Source organism: Enterococcus avium (assembly GCF_002891025.1).
GTDB lineage: Bacteria > Bacillota > Bacilli > Lactobacillales > Enterococcaceae > Enterococcus_A > Enterococcus_A avium.
In genome coordinates this window covers 530,468-548,655 of the sequence record NZ_NBSL01000003.1, presented here as the reverse complement: position 1 = coordinate 548,655, position 18,188 = coordinate 530,468, and the positions used below count along the sequence as shown (strand labels likewise).

The window sequence follows — 18,188 nt, the reverse complement described above, 5'->3', positions numbered from 1 at the left end:
TCCTTTTTTTGGAACGTTCCAACTATAACTCTATTATAATTGGAACGTTCCAAAAATCAAGCGTTTTCACGAAAAAAGTTAAAAAAAAGTTGAATTTAATCATTCAACTTTTTAGTAGTCTGCAACTCTAGCAGCTTTACAGGCAAAATATTCTTATTTTGGATAGTTCTTTCTTTATCGAAATTCAACAATTCTTCTACACATATTTCCGCAATTTTTCTGATATCTTGCGCAATCGTAGTGATCTTCAGCTGTTCGGTCTCAAAGCTGCGGGCACCATCAAACCCGATTAATTGAACATCTTCCGGAATTTGCCAGTTTAGTGTCCGAAAGGTATCCAGCACATATTCCGCATAGCGATCAGTAACAGTAAAAATACCATCATAAGGGCAATCCTCTGTGTAAAGGTCAGTCAAATACTGCTCTACTCGTTTTGAAAAACCTTTGGAATCACCTTTATCCAAATAAACATCATAATCAACCGAAGCATGTTTGCAGTAATCAATAAACCCATTCATCCGTTCATAAATCCCTAAGTTATTTGGCAATTCTCGCAGAATCATCAGCAATTTGATGGCCCCCCGCTTGTGAAGAGCTTCTGCCGCCATTCGTGCTCCTTGAAAATTATCACTGGTAACAAATGGGACCTGTTGATTGAAATATCGCTCAATCGAAACAATAGGTAAATTTGAAGTGATGTATGGATCAATGTCACTGTATGAGATCGTGATAATCCCTCGGACTTTTTCTTCCTTTGCCATTTTTACATAGTCCAGCTCTAAGTTAAAATCATTTTGAGAATTACATAGCAGCATTTTCAAATTTCTGCGCTGTAATTCCAGTTGGATATAATGAGTAAGCTCAGCAAAAAAGGGCGTCCATATCGTTGGTAAAATGAAAGCAATCGTATCACTAGTTTGCTTTTTTAACGCTCGAGCAGCCTGATTCGGAACATAGTTCAGCTCTTGGATTGCTTGTTCAATTCTTTTTGCTGGTTCGGCTTTTACTCTCGCTCCATTAATATAGTTGGACACCGTTCCTCTAGAAACTTTTGCCAGTCGCGCTACGTCGTTCATGTTTGCCATCTCGCACTTCTCCTAACAACTTTAATCCCTTTCATTATAGCATGGATAAGAAGGCTGACAATTGAGATTAATTCTTCCCTTTAATAATGAAACGAGAAAATTTATCATTATTTATCTTTTACAGTTTGGAAGAAGTTCATTCAAAATAGATCGTTTTCCTTGCTATATAAGCAATAAATCTTTCTTTTCCTTCATCTTGTAGATCTAAGCTACCTCACACAAAAGAAACAAGCTATTGAAAGGATTTATTTCAACTAGCTTGTCTTATTAGCGATTAATTTAATTTTGTCGTTTTGAAATCTGTTGGATATTTAAATTCAACTGGCTCGTCTTTCGTTAACAGTTCTTCAGTCAATGTCAGTTCAAAAACCTCTTGTGTTTCATACGGATTGAAGTAATAACTACCGTTCGATACATCAAACACAGCTCGGTATTGCGTATAGTCGATCGAGCCATCGTTTTTAATGTTCACACCCTTTGGAATCGTGACATTATCCAAGATTTTAAACATCGCATTCAAAGAATCATCGACAGTTTCTCCCGATTCAATTAACGCGCGCAGGTAAACCGTTCGCACAAATCGTTCTGGTGAAGTATACCCGCCAGGCAGCCCGTACGTGCCGGAACCTTGACCAAAAGGCTTGATTTCATACCCATTGATTTTTTTATTTGAGAAATTGTTGGGTTGAATACTCAAATAATTATTCAAATTTTTCAAATGCCAGCCAAACTCTGGACTATTTGTCATGACGCCAACTGGATTATCTTTTATTACCATTTCGCCGCTATCTGATTCAAGCACCACAGTTTCGCCAGTTCTATCAATTACGATGTAATGAAGCGGCGGTACAAAGTCTAAAACGGGTACTTCTTTTTCAACAATCTGGACTTCGGCGATTCGCTCCCGCAATTCAGAAATGCTTTCGATCTCACCTAGTAGCCAGATAATAAATTCATGAGGAGCCAAATTGACAGACGCCTCTTTTTCTTCAGAGCTGTATTTGGCTTCATTTAAAAAGTAAAGCTCTGCAATTGCAAGCCCCTTTTCATTGATCCCATCTGCTAGAAAATACTCTCCTAGATTTCGACCCGTCCCAAGAAAGCCGTATTTTGTTTGTTGCGAGCCATTAAATTGCTTTTTCCATACATAATTTCTGGGAATCACGACTGGTCTTCCCTCTAATTGAAAGCCGAAATCCATGGTTCTTGCCAAAAAATGCTGCTGCGCTTGATTTGTCAACGTTAAACTAGTACACATAATCAATTACTCCCTCAAAAATAAGTGACGTACCCTCTTTTATAACAGGTTATTTAAACCGGTCCTTGACTGAAGAGGACATATCCTTAAACTGTTTTCCTACAGCCTTGCCTTTTTCTACGTACTCTTCTCCGATACTTTTTCCTTCTTCACTGTATTTTTCGCCTAATTTGGCTCCTTGTTCTTTCGTTTGCTCAAAGCTTTCTTTTAATTTGTTAATTTCATCTTTAAATGACATACTACTCTCTCCTATTCTTCGTTAATTAATTTTTTCCAATCAATGATCAAATACTGACCGTCCACATCTTTTGGTAAAATCTCTGTTAATAAGTGAGCTTCTAATTGTTTCAGATATGCTTTCTGAGCATCTCTATGGATTTCCTTCACGACTTCTGCTTTTTCGGCGACTAAATCTTGGTCAATAAACATCGCATCGATGGGCTCCAGATTGATATGGGAAAGAAAAGGCGTTTCCCCTTCAACAGCTAAGAAAATATCGAGAAAATTGATCTCTTCTTTAGGTTTTTTCAATTTGTATCCGCCCTGCTTCGACGCATAAGATTCAATTAAATCCGCGTGCTTCAATTTCGTCGCGATCTTCTGTAAGTACGTATGTGAGACATTCATTCGCTTACTGATTTCACTCGATTTTAGCGAGTCATTTTCCGGTAATTCTGCTAACATAACTAAAATTCCAATAGCTTGGACGTAGGACGATGATAATTTCAAGTACTCACCTCTCGTAATATATATTTTGAAGAAACTTTCATTCCTTCAATCGCCCTTAGGGGCTATTCCTAATATGTTTAAATAAAATAACGATTACTACTTGGATACTGTAGGATATTCCTGAATAATAAGTCTTGGAAAGGACTTACGGGAAGACGCTATCACCTTCTGCAGTTTTACTGCGACAGAAAGTCTGTGACCCGAACCGTTGGTATAACCTCCAACACACTAGCTGAGTCCATTGACCTCTACCAATCCTAGTAGAGATTGGGTGGCTTAGAGGTTTAATGAATGAAACTCTATTATGCGAGGCTGTCGTTAGACAACGTGATTCTGGGATATCCCACAGTACCCAAGCAATTTCCGAATAATCAATGAAAGGAGGTCCTTCCACATGAAACTATTTGTCGGTTTAGACGTTAGTTCTGAAAAATTAGATGCTTGCTTTATGACAGACGATTCAACTTGCTCTGTTTTAAAAGAAGCATCTTATGGAAATAGTCAACTTGGCGCAAGCCAGATCAAAGAATACATTCTCGAATTTTCTCAAAAATTTGAGATAGAGAGCTTAGTGATTGGAATGGAGGCCACATCTTTATATAGCTTTCATCCAGCTATGTTTTTTAAAGAAGATCTTGAGTTAAATCAATTGAACCTTATGGTTTCAGTTGAACAACCAAATAAAATTAAAAAGTATCGTGATATTTTTGAAGAAAACAAAAACGATCAAATTGATGCTTTTTATATCGCTGACTATTTTCGCATCCAAAGGCAAGTCAACTCCATCATTAAAGAGGAAGAATACCTTGCCCTCCAACACTTAACTAGAACGCGTTATCAGCTAATTAAACAGCTGGTTCGTACAAAGCAACACTTTATCGAAAACATTTATTATAAATGCAACACGCTTTCTAAAGAACTAAAAGCAGAAGGTGGATCCGTTTTAAGTGCCACATTAGTAACTCTAATGACGGAAGATTACACAATGGACCAACTTGCCGAACTGTCATTAGAAGAGTTTGCGAACCTAATTCAAAAACTAGGGAAGTATCGTTTTAAAAATCCCGAAGGAATTGCAAAGGCAATTTCTAAAGCCATACGTAGTTCCTACCGGTTAGGAAAAGTCCATCAGGACTCTGTAGATATTGTTTTAGGTGTTCTAGCCAAAGAAATTCGTAGTCTTGAAAAGTTAATTAAAGACTTAGACAAAGCCATTGACGATTTAGTCGTTGTGCTACCTGAATATCAATGTTTAACCAGTATTCCAGGAATCGGTCCTGTTTATGCTGCGGGTATACTCGCTGAAATTGGCCCTATCAATCGCTTTTCAGATGAAAGCAAATTGGCTAAATATGCCGGTTTATATTGGCGACAGAACCAATCAGGTAACTCTGAGTATGAAAATACTCCTATGGCCAAACGAGGCAATCGTTATCTCCGTTATTATCTAGTTGAAGCCACCAACTCCGTAAGGAGATACGAGCCTGAGTACCATGCGTATTATAAGAAAAAATACGCTGAAACACCCAAGCATAAACACAAACGAGCCATCGTACTAACCGCAAGAAAATTTACGCGTCTGGTGGATACGCTACTACGTAACCATCAACTCTATATGCCACCAAGGAGCGTGATAGATAAATAACAGTATGTTATTGACGCTAATCCTTGGAAGTACCCGAAAAAATTTTTAATTTTGGTCGGGTTTAGTTCAGTGCGCTTCAAAAATTAACTACCTTTAAAAATCTTTTGAAAAATTATCTTGACTTATTACCACTAGACTTTCTACAGACATTATATATCCATGGATATTTTTTGTCTACAGTTAAGCTGGAGATTTTTCAACACCTGAAAACAACGGTGACTTGGAAAACGAAGTGTTTAATAAGAGGGATTTCGTATTATGTTCCCGTAGTTAGCTCTGTTTTTAACAACTGCTGAACTCTGGCTAATTCTTCTGGAGATAAACGCTGATAAGAGATTTCATCTTGCATGAATCCTTCTCCTTTTGCTTGATCTGATTCAATCGTGCTAAAGGCGCTGCGGTATTTTCTCGCTACTATCTCTAGATCACTAAAAGGGATATCCGTTTTGATCGTACTGCCAAGACTCGTTAATATTTCTTGATAACGGCTGATCCCTTTGATACTGAGTGCTTGCTTCATAATTCCAGCGATGACTTGACGTTGTCTTGCCTGTCGACCATAGTCTCCTTCAGGATCATCATAGCGCATGCGAACATATTTTAACGCATTGCTTCCGTCTAATCGCTGAGAGCCCTTTGGAAATTCTGTTTCTTCATAGCTAAAGGCAAAAGGATTAGAAACCTCAATATCTCCAACTGCATCAACAAGAGATTCAATCCCCTTCATATTGATCGACACGTAGTAATTAATTGGAATATCCAGTAATTTTTCTACCGTAGCGATCGTCATCGCTGTACCTCCGAACGCATACGCATGATTGATTTTATCCATTGTATTATGTCCAACGATTTCAGCGTAAGTATCACGGGGCAAACTGACCAATACAGTTTTTTCTTTTTCAGGGTTGACTGTAGCCACCATGATCGTATCAGAACGCCCTTGTTCTGAGCGCCCCAAGCTGCCGGTATCCACTCCGAGTAATAATACACTGAAAGGTTCCTGCTGTTTTAAGTCTACGGTCTTTAATTTTTGTGTTCTAGTCAGGGGCTCATAGGCTTCTTCAGTAGTTTTTTTTACATCGTAGAAACCTTTTGCCGCAATTGCAGTGAGCAACAGAATCAACACTAGTAACGTAGACACTAGAATCGTTAGGACTTTTTTTCGGAGTACTTTATGTGGCTCATTTTTTTTTCGCTTATTTCCCATTCTTGCGCTCCATTACTTTTTCAGATTCTTCAGCCTTCATCGCTTTATCACTAAAAGTCTGTGCGAGGATAGTCACAATACGTTTACTTGCCTGACCATCGCCGTAAGGATTCGCCGCTTGAGCCATCGCTTGATAGGCTCCTTGATCCTCCAGCAATCTTTTGACCTCTTGATAAACAGTCTCTTTCCTAGTCCCCACTAGTTTTAACGTTCCCGCTTTTATTCCTTCAGGTCGTTCTGTCGTATCACGCAGCACCAGCACAGGCACCCCAAGCGAAGGTGCCTCTTCTTGCACACCTCCAGAATCGCTTAAAATCAATGTACTGCGTTGCGCAAAATTATGAAAATCAAAAATATCTAACGGCTCAATCAACTGAATATTTTTACTTTTACCCAACTCATGTTCAGCAAGCTGACGAACTGTCGGATTTTTGTGCATTGGAAAAATAATCTCGATATCCTTTTTCTCTTCTGCCAATTGGGCCAATGCTTGAAAAACTTCCGTCATCGGCTTGCCTAAATTTTCTCTACGATGCATTGTGACTAATAAACGGCGTTTGCCATTATCAATAAGATTAGGATGAGAATAGTCTTTACGAACGGTGTACCTCATCGCATCGATGGCGGTATTTCCTGTAATAAAAATCTGTTCCTTAGGACAATTTTCTTTCATTAAATTGGCTGCGCTATCCGCAGTTGGCGCAAAACAAAAATCAGATAATGAATCAACAAGCTGACGATTGATTTCTTCTGGAAATGGGGAATACTTTTTCCAGGTTCGCAACCCCGCCTCGACATGGCCTATAGTGATCTGCTGGTAATAAGCGGATAACGCCGCTGCCAATGTGGTTGTGGTATCTCCGTGAACTAAGACCACGTCTGGAGCTTCCGCCTCCAAGATAGGGGTCAAGCCTTCAATAATTCTCACCGTCACATCGCTCAAACTCTGTTTTTCCTTCATGATTTTCAAATCATAATCTGGCATAATTTGAAAGAAGTCCAAGACCTGATCCAACATATCTCTATGCTGCCCCGATACAACAACACTAGATTGAAAACGCGAATCTTTTTCTAAGCGCTTAATGACAGGCGCCATCTTTATAGCCTCCGGTCGAGTACCAAAGATCGACATTACTTTTATTGGCATATGTATCTCCCTTTATTTAATAGTTTGTCTCATACAACAAAGAATCTTGAAGGAGATTGTCATCAGCTCCTTCAAGATTCTCTAGATTTTAAACATAAAACAAGCGAATTGAAGATCTAAATAATAAAAAGATTGATTGTTCTCGCCAAATATTGATCAATGAAAAAATCTATTAGTGTTTTAAAATCATATTTTAATCAAATAAAACAAAAGACTCCTCCAAAAGAGGAATTTCTCAATTTTCAGTACCGATAATTCACATGGGCATCGACAGACGGGTGATTTTCATCCAAATCCTCTTTCAAAGTTTCTTTATATAACCCCGTTAAGATACTTAATAATATCAAAAACTATCTAACACGCAATAGTTGGCCATCAAAATTTACATAAAAGCATTATTTCAACTGCACCAACAGTATACGCATTTTTATGAAGAGCCACATTTTCCTTTCGTTTTAGGCATTGTTCTTTTTATTATCTTTTATAACAAGATGGGTATGTTACCAACTAAGCAAATTGCTTGCATTGATCCGTTGATTTGTTCCACCTAATGAAACGATTCACATCTCTACCAGTGATGGTATCGGCGTTGCCGATCAATAACTTGAACAAGCCTTTCAGTACCCACCATGATTTTCAAGTTTCTGGCATTTTGTATCGCCTTCCTTTCCTGAACATTAGGTGCTGCTCATACTTCGTAAGCAGAAAGTGTTGTTAGATAATCAATTTAGATTAGAAAATGGAATCTTTCCTTCAAGACCATTGTCCATCATAAGCCTTCGGTTACTTGATATCGGTCCATTATATCGACACCTTTCATAGAACTCGCCCTATCAGCCCTTTTACTTTTCACTTTTGTCATCCTACTGTATAATCTTGCAAAGGACAATTTTGTCATAGCTGTTAGATTGTCACATTTTTTGTCTGAAACACGAATTTCTGTAATTATCTTACAGCTCTTTAACTTACTTTTTGTCTCGCCTAAGATGGATTGATCTTGATATGTTTTGACCACATTAAGGGTTTATCGCTGGGCCTCCTTGTGATTGCTTTTCAGTTCACATCAATTTCACAATTTTCCATTTTGTGTTTACTTGGTAGACTCCCTAAAAACAAAGTTGTCTGGTTGTCCTCTTTTTAGAATTTAACAGCTCTTGCAAGGCTTCACTTTATACTTACTATGAAAAATTTATTTTCAAGTTCGACTAATTTTTCTCTTTTCACTGGATCCCGAAATTAAACAAACTTAATCATCGATTCTTTTCAAAATGGCATTTCATGCTTGATTTAATCGCATTCTTCTGGAAAGACCCTTAGAGGTTTTCCCTTTTCCGCGACGGGCTGTGGCTTTCCGTAATCACGTAATTTCGCTCGGCTACTAACTTACTAAGTCAGTTTCCTAGAAATAGAAATAATAAGAAAAACAAAATCAAAATCTTAATCCTGTCAGCTCGCCGACTTCTGAAAGCGAATCAAAGAGTAGCTGATTAGGTCCTTAAATGTTCGCCTGTAACACCACATCTTGGAAATATGCGACTCGGATTTACTTCAAGGTGTCGGCACTTGGAGTAAAAGGATAAAGGGCGCGCGGCGAATCATCAGTAATACTGTACTTGTTTTAGAATAATTACAACTAACAAACTAATAATAGAACAGAAGAGACGCCTTGAACCATCAAACATGTGACGGTTTTTTTAGTTTTTTACCATAAATTCACATTATTTTTAATGAAAAAAGATTAAAAACGCTCAGTTTCCTTCTATTTTTGTCTGTTTTCTGAATTTTTTTGCTACTTTTAAAGAAAAATATTCTCAGGCACGTTAAGAATTTGGTGAGCATCACTCTTTTTGAGTTTTGCTTCTGTTTGTATCAGGTGATAGAACTCATCTGACATCTGATACCCTCTTCCCCATGCGGTATCGATCGGATTGAAATCTATACCGCTTTTTTCGACTTTTTCTTTGATATTACGAACACAGCTAGACAATGCGGACATTTTCGAGTCTGAAGCATGCTCTTCGTTCCAAATTTTTTGGCACATTTCTTGGCGTGAAAGATACTGCCCTCTATTTTCGTATAGACACATCAGCATCCGGCTCTCCCGTTTAGAAAAGCCGAAATTATAAAAATGATAATTAATTTCAGGTGTTTTCTTTTTACTATAGATAAAGCTGCTTTCCTTCCGTATTTCTGTACTTTTCGGACTCATCGTCTGACAAAGCTCGCGAATTTCCTCTAACGATGCATCCCCTTTTATCCGCTGATCAATGACATAATCAGTCTGCTCTTCTTCAAAGCTTTTGCTAAATTCGCTTTCATATTTTCTAACGATAGCAGGGACATGCTCACGAATATTAGAGAGTAAATCAACAATCTCCTGATAGGAAATTGTTTCGCTTAATATGACCGCATCAAAGCAGGACAGCAGATAACTCATCTTTTGATCCATCGAATAGCAGGCATCTAATAAGCACGTACTGCAAAATACTTCGTTATTCATTTGCTGCAGCTTGCTTTGAAAACTGGTTTCAGCCAAAATATTTTTTGTTAAAATTAATAGTTTCATTTTCAGTCTCCTTTTCTCCGTTCATTCATCAACAAAATGGTTGATACAGTTTACAAATTCATCATAATAGCGTTCCTGTGAGTGCCTCATCCTCTCCTTTAGCGCTTCTTTCCTCATTTGTTGTCGAAGGGTCTGATCATGGATCAAGCGATCTAGTCCAGTCGCAAAATTTTCTACAAATTGTGCGTCATAATCGATCAGAAACGCACTTGCTTCGCTGATATATTCAGGAATCCCGCCGATTCTAGTCGCAATCACAGGGATTCCCATTGCCTGAGCTTCAACTGCCGAAAGACAACAGGTCTCATGAAATATGGATGGGACGGCACAAATATCTGCCGCCTTCAAGTAATTAGGAATCTGCTGTTTTTCAATATATCCTGTGAATGTCACTTCAATCGGCAAGTGTTCCGCTTGTGCCAGCACTTTTTTGAAATAGCCATCCTTTTCAGCGGAGCTGTAGGTAGTGCCGCCTAATACCAAAACCTTTACATTCTCCAGTGAATCAAGCTGACTCAATGCTTCAAACAAAAGATGAATACCCTTGGTTTCCGTTATTCGGCCTGAAAAGACAATGACACAATCAGTTTGGCTGTAGTTCAGTTTTAAGCGAATGTTCTGTTTTTCTTCTTTTGTTGCTGGTTGATATTCCTTTAGCGCAATTCCGTTGTTTATTCGATAAAGAAACGGCCAGTCCTTCGTATAGTTGATTTGACGCACCTGATCATTAAGAAAATCACAGACCGATAAGACACCATCCAGCTCTTGAAGAATTTCGGCTCCTTTAAACGATTGGGGATTTAAGTAATCATTGTGTAAATAAACGGCAAGCTTGCCTAAGTAAAAGGAACGAATAGCAGGAATGCGTTCAGGACAATTCAGATCAATCACGCAGTCCACTGTATTTTTTTGTAGATACCGCTTAGCTGCTTCGATTAATTCTGGATAGAGAATAAGATTTTTTCTTTTTCCCGTGAAAAGTTGTTTCCCCTTGTTCCAACATTTTTGAAGCAGCCACCAAAAAGGACGCTCTTTTGTTTTGACGGAAATTACTTGTGTATATTGATTCGAAAGCATAGAGATCTCAATCTTCTGCTTCATTTTCTTGAAAAAGAATCTAGTCAATTCGACTGCAGTATCGGCAACCAGGACATTTCTTCATTACAATGGATACTTCCATCGCTCCTTAAACCGATAGCCACATTTCGATCCCGGGAAACGCTCTGACTTCCGCCGCTTAGTTCACGCGAAAACATTTGCGGTTGACAGGCAGCAATGTTCATCATCTGCCAGTTTGAATCTTTAGTTTCGGATATTTAAATGAAGATAATTTTCCTTCGTACCTAGGAAATAAACGGTCAGACCCCTTTCTTCAGCCTGTTTGAGAAGCTCCAGCATTGTATCAATCCCGGTAACACGCTCGATATTTTTCTTTTTTAGCCAACGACAGGCTCGAACAACCGAGTAGCCGTCCGCGCTTACCATATCGGCTTGTTGAATGATTTTCTTTATTTGAGCATTTCGATGACTCAAGACCACCTTGTTGGAATTGACGCCTACATGCTCGATTACTTCATCGCGCTGAATGCGTGCGAGCATTTCATCCACCGTTTCCTTCAAGTTTCCCTCATCAATCAACAGATCAAACAGTTCAATTTTATTCATTGCGCCCCCTCCTTCTTATTAGTTTGTTTTGAAATAAATCAATGAAAATAATGCCTGCGATCATTAACATTTGACTGATAAAGCCGAGTGTTTTAGAAAAAAGCCACCCCTCATTAAGAAATATTTGTAAAACCAACAGCCCAAACTGAAGCAGCATTTGTCTTGTTGCTAACGTACTTGCCATCAGCCGATTCGTTTCCTTTTTTCGTAAATAAAAGATGATGAAAAAGCCCAGTCCGGAAGCGATCGAAGCCCCGTTGATTCCTATCAGCGGTATAAGAAGAATACTTCCAACAAAACTGACTGCTGCTCCTGCTAAAGAAGTCGTTAAGACACCTTTTGTTCTCTTCACCACGATATAGGTTGTGCCTAGAAAACCAGAAATACAGGAGAAAAAATTACTTACTAGCAATAATGGAATGTAGGCTTTAGCAAAATAAAATTCCTTTGATAGCAGCAAAGAGGATAATGGATCTAAAAATAATAAAATCAAACTGGAAAAAATCAGCAGCAGCGTACAATAATGATTGAAGACTTTTTGATGAAAGACCCCTGCATCCTTTTGGCGATAATTTTCAACACCGAAAAAGAAAATAAATCCAGACACCAATCATGAAATTTACTGGGAAGGATAATAAACCGCTAATTGTTAATCCACCACAGATAGGGAATCTCCTATCAGCGTTTTCATCCATTTGCTTCCAAGGAAACAAAAATCCGATATATTCTCCGCTTTGGTTAAACGCCGAAATAAAACATAACCTAATAATAAAACAAACCGTTCGAGGCATCCAGCTTCGTTTAAATGAAAAATTTTGAATCAAAAAATCAGTAAAAGGAAACTTACCACCCATGGGAAGTTCATTAACAGCTCGTTCCGCATTAACGAATATACCTCTTTTACAAATTAATTCTGATTATCTTAGCACCAAAAAAGATTAAGTTTTTTGAAATAGCTTGTACTGCACTCCAAAACGACTACCAAATATAAAGAAAAACAATTGACTATCGAATCTGCAAATAATTTTAAAATATTGATGGCTCTCATCAATCACGCAAGCTCAATCAAACTGAAGGAGCGAAAATTTCGATCGGTTTGACAGTTGACGTTCTTTCGTCGCGGTCTTCTGCTTCGTGCTCATACTCGCTTTTGCTCAATCTTTTTGACTTATTTATAGGTGTCAAGTTTTTTCAATCCCAAACCAAAGCTGAAAGACAGCGTTGGATAAATGAGATCTTGCTGCCAAAACTACCAATAGCAAAAACAATGGAAGCAGTTGGAATAGTCATATTGATTGATATCATCATGTCTTTTAAATAGCTGAGAGTATCCACAATAAGTTCTCGCAATCGCCGCAATTGGATCGCAAACGCTCGCCGCATTTCTTCTTTGTGGCGTCTCAACTCTATTAGCTCCTGATCGGTATTTTCCAGTTTTTCATCCGAGAACCTTGTCTTTTTTTAGTCAAGCCAGCAATCGCGATGATCTTTTTTTTTTTCAAAATTTCTTCTGGAGACAACCGTTCTTTGATTTTTGATGTTCAAATCAGGGTATGACCAAGTCAACGCTACTAAAGCAATAATTCCTTCACTTAATCAAAAGGATTTCTGTTTTAAGCCGATTTTATCGAACTAATCCTGCACTCAGCGATGATCCTTCTTTTAAGGTTTGCATTGTTCCATCTTTTTTTAGTTAGTATGAGAAGTCTTTTTCAACGAATTGCTAAAAATCCGTCGCTCACCAGGCATTGTCATTCTACTCCTGCAAAAGAGGAAGAGAACTCGGATCCTTTTAGAATTTACAGGCTTACTAATCACATTTTTTATGTAGCAAAAGAAATCTCCTGTTTCTTTTAAAATCCGTGAAACAAGTCAATGCTTCTTAAAGATCATCGTCTAGAGACCGTACCCTGTGTATTAGAAATTGATTCTGACCGAGGATATCTTCCTTTTATGACAGCTTCTTCAGATACGTTCCTTATGTTACTTACGATTGAATGGAGTGACTTAAAATATTTGTAAACATAAAGAGATCCGCTCGTCGAAACGATTTTCCCCACTTGGATTCTTTGTAATTTATAGCTTTTTATTTATGCTTCCGTTAGATAACTGTCCATAAGGTCGAAAACTCCCTTATTTTTGAGCTTCTACAAACCTCTTACTTGCTTTATTAAGGAAATATTAAGAAAAACGAGCAATCAATAGGTTTTTTTAACTTTTTTCGTAAGGTTTTTCAGGTATAAAAGCTGACATATCAGTATTCCTACTCCATTCATAAAACCCAAAATGTGTCAAAGTGGGCAAAATTGCATAAGGCTATGAAAATTGCAGGCTTCTTTCATTTTTCACAAAGTAAAAGCCCGTTCTTATAGGATTTGTGTAAAAAAGAGATTGAAAACTCCTGCAATTTTGACCCTCAAATGTAATTTTACCGGTTTTGACCGAGTTTGCATTTCACCTTTATCGTTAAGTCACCGGCCAAAGGTGAGTACATTTGTGGAACTAGCTTGATAGCTATTTTCCTGAGGAACAAAAACAGCGTTATTTACGACGATTACTTTCGTTTTCGTCAGCGTCTGGTAGTATTCCTTCCAGTCATCACCTAAGGCGACTACAAGATCGACACGATCTAGTACCTTACAAATGTAACGTTGCTCAAATTTAGCCGCGTCGTTATAGAACGCTTCAAAATTTGGTGCATGCATATGAAAAATGATTTTTGTTCCTTTTTTTATTGCTTTTATTAATAAAGCTTTTCGATAAAAGCTTGCATCTTGAGACACATGGAAATGAACAATCGCTACTTCACGAGTATGAGTAGCCTTAAAGAGTTGGCAAAAGGCGCGAAAAGCATAGAAAAGCTTGCCCTTTTCATTCCACGAAAAAAAATAACGAATCTGATATTTCTGATTATTGGGAAAATAATCAATAAAGTTTTTGATTACTGTTGAAATTCCACCCTTTCCAGTACTCTTCGGTCCCACCATAATGATTCTTTTCATAGCTGTTCCTCTTTAATTACTTGGATGAACATGCAAGTAAATCCAAACACCGTCGCTGACAATGCTGAAAAAAGGACATGTCCAACCAAGAAACTGTATACAATCGTAAATATAAGTAAGAAAATACAAAATTTATTAAATCCTTGATAAGCCGCTACCCTCAGAAAATAAGCCATCACAGCTATCAAGACGATCGTTCCGACAATCCCATAAGAAAAAAACATATCGAAAAAATCCATTTCAATTAATCCGCCCTTTCGGCCATACCAATTCCACCGATTCTCAAAACCAGAACCAAACCAGAAAACATATTGATTCTTAGGTAATTTAGAAAAATTCGCGACGGCATCCTTCAAATAGACGTTTCTGGAGCTCAGCAGCAGCCTCGGCCAATCGTCTTGATAAAGCGTGCGGAAGTAGGTAAAGCGTGCAATTACACTAGACAAGGAATTTAGTAGAAATTCCTTCCCCTTCATCACAAGAAAGAAGAGCAAAGCAAGTAAAAATTCAAAAATAATAAATTGCTCATACAACGACTGACTGCGATGACGAAATAAAAAATGCCCAATCAAAAAAAGCGAATAGAGAATGCCTGTCATCAATCCAGATTTTGTTCCTAAAATTAATAGACAGTACATATTAAGAAAATAAAGTCCTATTAAGAAGCCTGCCGGAATGATTCGCCGCTTCTGTTGAATAAGAAACCAGCCAACAAAAAAAAGCATGATTAAAAAAGCATAAGCAATGTCATTCGTAGCGAAGTAGAAACCTTTAAAGCCTGCCGCATCATCGTAGGTACTATTTCCTAATCCAAGTACGTAAGGAATCAGTAATCCGCCAATCAAAAAAACATCCAAAAGAATTGTTAATCTAGCTAACTTGTTTACAGATAAATAATTTCCAAACTGCTTAGCAAAAAAAGGAATCAGCAAGCATAAATAAAACCGAATAACGTATGACAGTTCTTCTACCAACAAAGTGAAGCCTGTATTGAAAAAGAAGGCCTGAATGATACAGATGATCGTTAATGAAAAAAGAGTTATCAGAAGCAATACATAATCATCTGTTTGCTTTATTCCTTTTGTTAATACACCGTAGAAAATGTATGCGATGAAAAAGATTCGATAGGCGGTCCCTAAAGGCATCGGATTTCCATAAGATATGAAGACTCCATTGAAAATATCCACTAAAGGAAAAATCAAGATTAGTAACAAAAAAAAATGAATCTTCATGCGATCACTCAACAAATCACTCCTCAATTAAAATTTAAATAATGTTTTAGCATAAAAATTAAATATAACTAATATTAATCTAAGGCACATTTATCGAAACGTCTTTTTTTGTTAATTTTAATTCAAATTTTGGTTGGTAGATTTTTGAACGAGAGTATAAAATAATAATTATGAATTAATAAAACGAAATATTAACATTACAAAAGTCTATTTATTTGGCAATCACGATATTTCTTTCTGATTGATTAACTATTTTTTATAAATTATTAGAAGAAGGTGCCTACACAAAGATGTTTCTAAACCATCAATTCGCTGATCTATTTGACAAGGAAACGTTCATAAAGATAGAGATTATTTGCTTATTAAAGGAAAGCAAAACATGGCTATCCATCGATGAATTGTCCTCACAATTAGAAATCAATCAACGTACCATGTTGAAATACCTTACATTTATCGAAGAGGACATTGATTCCTTTGCTTCAAAAAAAGAAATCGCTTTAAAAAATCACAATAAGAAAGGCTATTTTTTATATTATGATTTTGAACCAGCCTTGGAGGATTTGATTTTTCGAATGATTGAACGAACGATCAACTATCAGTTGATTATGAAAATCTTTTTTTCAAAAATGCCTTCAATCATCCAGTTTTCGCATCAGTATTATGTAAGTGAGTCCTCCTTGTGGCGCATGATCAATAAATTCCGAAAAAAATTAGTCCCAAGAGGAATTTCTATTGAACGTCGTTCGTTGGAATTGATTGGAAATGAAATTCATATTCGTAATCTAAGTCTCTCCTTGTTATTGTCTTCATACAGCAGAGGCAGTTGGCACTACGGAAGTACAACCAAGCTAGTTACTGAAAAAATTATCGATTACGTAATTAACTTTTTTCATTTATGTCTATCGGATTTTGAGTATAAGAAGCTGTTTTGCATGATTGCGGTGTGTATTGAACGAGCTAAGAAGGAAAATCATGTTCACTTAACGAGGGAGCTGTGGGAAAATATTGAGAAAAATGAATTATTTGATCGTTTTTTCGATGAGTTGAGAGATGTTTTGCCTAAAGAACTCCATCGTCAGGATGAAATAGGCTTTCTATTTTTATACGTTTTTACAATTGATGAGGTACTTAACAATACATACATTAGAAAAGAATTCATCGAATTCCACTATGAACGCAATACGCAATTATTTCAGTCTGTTGAAGCCTTCAAGAATCTTTGGTTTGACCAGCAAAAATTCTTTATTTCTAAAGACGATCTAAAAACGGTCGAAAAAAGTCTCTATAGCGCACATTTGTATTGCCAATTATTTCAAAATAAGGAGTCCTCCGATTGCTATTCGCAGGATTCTTATTTGCACAACAACGAAACCATTTCTCCTCATTTAAAAGAACGGGCACGCGAATTGATTGCTTTATTACAAAAAAAGACAAATTTCCCGCTGTTTAGAGAAACAGATTATCTATTGTCCATTTATCCATTATTATTTGAAACGATTACTCCTATTCAAAAGGTAGAGGAGCCTTTACAAATTTTTTTAGCAACGGATTTAACAAATTTAGAAGAACAACATCTGATAAAGATGATCAAGAATGAATATCTCGGAAGATTTAAAATGGAAATTTACACCCATCATGACTGTCTTCGTAAAAGAAATTCCCTTGATCTGTTACTTTCAACAAGAAAAACAATTTTAGTAGATCAGCCTACCATTCCAAATATCGTCATTCCAAGAAAACCGACAAAACTTGATTTTTATACTCTGGATACAAAATTAAACGAGCTATTCACCGTCAAAAATCAGCAGAAAAGGCTTGTATCTTTTTGAAAGATACAAGCCTTTTCAGCTATTTAAAAAAAGAAAAATGCTTCACCTTTTGATAATCCGGACGCACGACAGGATCTCCATTTAGTAAATCCTTAGTCATTTGCTCCATCTCTTTTACCCGATCTATTCCAAAAGTTTTCTCAATCTCTTGATAGGCCTCCTTCAAATAAAACCCACGCTGCTGTATGCTATGAGCATCCGAGGCGACCATAAAGGCTAACCGATTAGTCAGCATTGTCTTGGCTGCCTTTTGAACCTTTGGACCAAAGAAACCGACAATACTTGGTGCGGTCACTTGGGTCAAGGCCCCCATTTCCAAATAGGGCAATAACCGGTTCGGATCTTTGGAAAAAACAGCATTACGCTCAGGATGTACAATTACAGGAGTATAGCCTCGATCAATTAACTGAAAAAAAAGTGCATCTGTATACGCAGGAACCTCAATAGTAGGAAACTCGATTAATAGGTATTGGTCATCTAAATCGGTAAATAGTAGCTGCTGCTGTTGAATCTCTTTTAGTAAATTTCCAGTCAAGCGAATCTCTTGGCCTTCAAAAAGCGTCAATTCAATCCCTCTTTGATTCAATTCTCGCTGCAAACTCTTAACCGCTGAAATTACCTTAGGCGCCGGATTGGTGTAACGGCCATTGTTGTGATGAGGCGTACACAAAATGTGCGTGATCCCCTGTTTAACGGCAGCATGCGCCATAGCGATGCTCTCCTCAAGATTTTCAGGCCCATCATCTACTCCTGGAAGAATATGACAGTGTAAATCAATCATGCCAACCACTCCAAACTGCTTTTGTTCGATTTTACCAAAAGC

Annotated in this window: 16 protein-coding genes; 2 read left to right on the top strand and 14 right to left on the bottom strand. The window is 37.3% G+C overall.

The features are described from left to right. Positions 1-95: 95 nt before the first annotated feature. The 4 genes from AUF14_RS18315 to AUF14_RS18300 form a co-directional block, all read right to left on the bottom strand. Positions 96-1,085, bottom strand: coding sequence for a LacI family DNA-binding transcriptional regulator (locus AUF14_RS18315; protein WP_102866412.1), 990 nt, complete (start codon positions 1,083-1,085; stop codon positions 96-98). 274 nt (positions 1,086-1,359) lie between these two features. Beyond that, positions 1,360-2,343: a choloylglycine hydrolase family protein gene (locus AUF14_RS18310; RefSeq protein ID WP_102866411.1), complete on the bottom strand. Its 984-nt coding sequence runs from the start codon at positions 2,341-2,343 to the stop codon at positions 1,360-1,362. Positions 2,344-2,392: 49 nt separating this feature from the next. Next, positions 2,393-2,581: a hypothetical protein gene (locus AUF14_RS18305; RefSeq protein WP_102866410.1), complete on the bottom strand. Its 189-nt coding sequence runs from the start codon at positions 2,579-2,581 to the stop codon at positions 2,393-2,395. Between the two features lie 11 nt (positions 2,582-2,592). Beyond that, positions 2,593-3,072, bottom strand: a complete 480-nt coding sequence (locus AUF14_RS18300) for an Rrf2 family transcriptional regulator (protein WP_193756255.1) — start codon at positions 3,070-3,072, stop codon at positions 2,593-2,595. Positions 3,073-3,466: 394 nt separating this feature from the next. Between AUF14_RS18300 and AUF14_RS18295 the strand changes: the two genes are divergently transcribed. After that, positions 3,467-4,717 carry an IS110 family RNA-guided transposase gene (locus tag AUF14_RS18295; protein WP_002346915.1) on the top strand — a complete coding sequence of 417 codons (1,251 nt, stop codon included), beginning with the start codon at positions 3,467-3,469 and terminating at the stop codon, positions 4,715-4,717. 256 nt (positions 4,718-4,973) lie between these two features. Here the strand turns inward: AUF14_RS18295 and AUF14_RS18290 are convergent, their stop codons facing one another. The 9 genes from AUF14_RS18290 to AUF14_RS18245 all read right to left on the bottom strand — a co-directional run bounded on the left by AUF14_RS18290 (position 4,974) and on the right by AUF14_RS18245 (position 15,548). Continuing rightward, positions 4,974-5,924: an LCP family glycopolymer transferase gene (locus AUF14_RS18290; RefSeq protein WP_102866408.1), complete on the bottom strand. Its 951-nt coding sequence runs from the start codon at positions 5,922-5,924 to the stop codon at positions 4,974-4,976. Next, the gene (wecB, locus tag AUF14_RS18285) at positions 5,914-7,071 is read right to left on the bottom strand and encodes a non-hydrolyzing UDP-N-acetylglucosamine 2-epimerase (RefSeq protein ID WP_102866407.1); all 1,158 of its coding nucleotides are present in this window, start codon (positions 7,069-7,071) and stop codon (positions 5,914-5,916) included. Before wecB ends, AUF14_RS18290 begins: the two co-directional genes overlap by 11 nt. Positions 7,072-8,866: 1,795 nt before the next feature. Then, positions 8,867-9,637, bottom strand: a complete 771-nt coding sequence (locus AUF14_RS18275) for a helix-turn-helix domain-containing protein (protein WP_102866405.1) — start codon at positions 9,635-9,637, stop codon at positions 8,867-8,869. A 21-nt stretch (positions 9,638-9,658) separates the two neighbouring features. After that, entirely contained in the window at positions 9,659-10,738 is a 1,080-nt protein-coding gene (locus AUF14_RS18270; protein WP_227656384.1) for a glycosyltransferase family 4 protein, read from the bottom strand. A 201-nt stretch (positions 10,739-10,939) separates the two neighbouring features. Continuing rightward, on the bottom strand, positions 10,940-11,302 hold the full coding sequence (locus AUF14_RS18265) for a WecB/TagA/CpsF family glycosyltransferase (protein WP_227656383.1): 363 nt from the start codon (positions 11,300-11,302) through the stop codon (positions 10,940-10,942). Then, positions 11,295-11,909: a polysaccharide biosynthesis C-terminal domain-containing protein gene (locus AUF14_RS18260; protein ID WP_227656382.1), complete on the bottom strand. Its 615-nt coding sequence runs from the start codon at positions 11,907-11,909 to the stop codon at positions 11,295-11,297. The genes AUF14_RS18265 and AUF14_RS18260 overlap by 8 nt, the downstream gene beginning before the upstream one ends. A 584-nt stretch (positions 11,910-12,493) precedes the next feature. Next, the gene (locus tag AUF14_RS18255; RefSeq protein WP_102866404.1) at positions 12,494-12,706 is read right to left on the bottom strand and encodes a hypothetical protein; all 213 of its coding nucleotides are present in this window, start codon (positions 12,704-12,706) and stop codon (positions 12,494-12,496) included. Positions 12,707-13,773: 1,067 nt separating this feature from the next. Then, entirely contained in the window at positions 13,774-14,304 is a 531-nt protein-coding gene (locus AUF14_RS18250) for a glycosyltransferase (RefSeq protein WP_227656381.1), read from the bottom strand. Continuing rightward, positions 14,301-15,548 (bottom strand): O-antigen ligase family protein, encoded by a 1,248-nt coding sequence (locus AUF14_RS18245; protein ID WP_102866403.1) that lies wholly within the window; start codon positions 15,546-15,548, stop codon positions 14,301-14,303. Before AUF14_RS18245 ends, AUF14_RS18250 begins: the two co-directional genes overlap by 4 nt. A gap of 278 nt (positions 15,549-15,826) precedes the next feature. On the opposite strand from AUF14_RS18245, the gene AUF14_RS18240 reads away from it, so the two are divergent. Beyond that, positions 15,827-17,365, top strand: coding sequence for a helix-turn-helix domain-containing protein (locus AUF14_RS18240; RefSeq protein ID WP_102866402.1), 1,539 nt, complete (start codon positions 15,827-15,829; stop codon positions 17,363-17,365). Positions 17,366-17,384: 19 nt separating this feature from the next. On the opposite strand, the gene AUF14_RS18235 is transcribed toward AUF14_RS18240, so the two are convergent. Further along, positions 17,385-18,146, bottom strand: a complete 762-nt coding sequence (locus AUF14_RS18235; RefSeq protein WP_102866401.1) for a tyrosine-protein phosphatase — start codon at positions 18,144-18,146, stop codon at positions 17,385-17,387. Positions 18,147-18,188 lie beyond the last annotated feature (42 nt).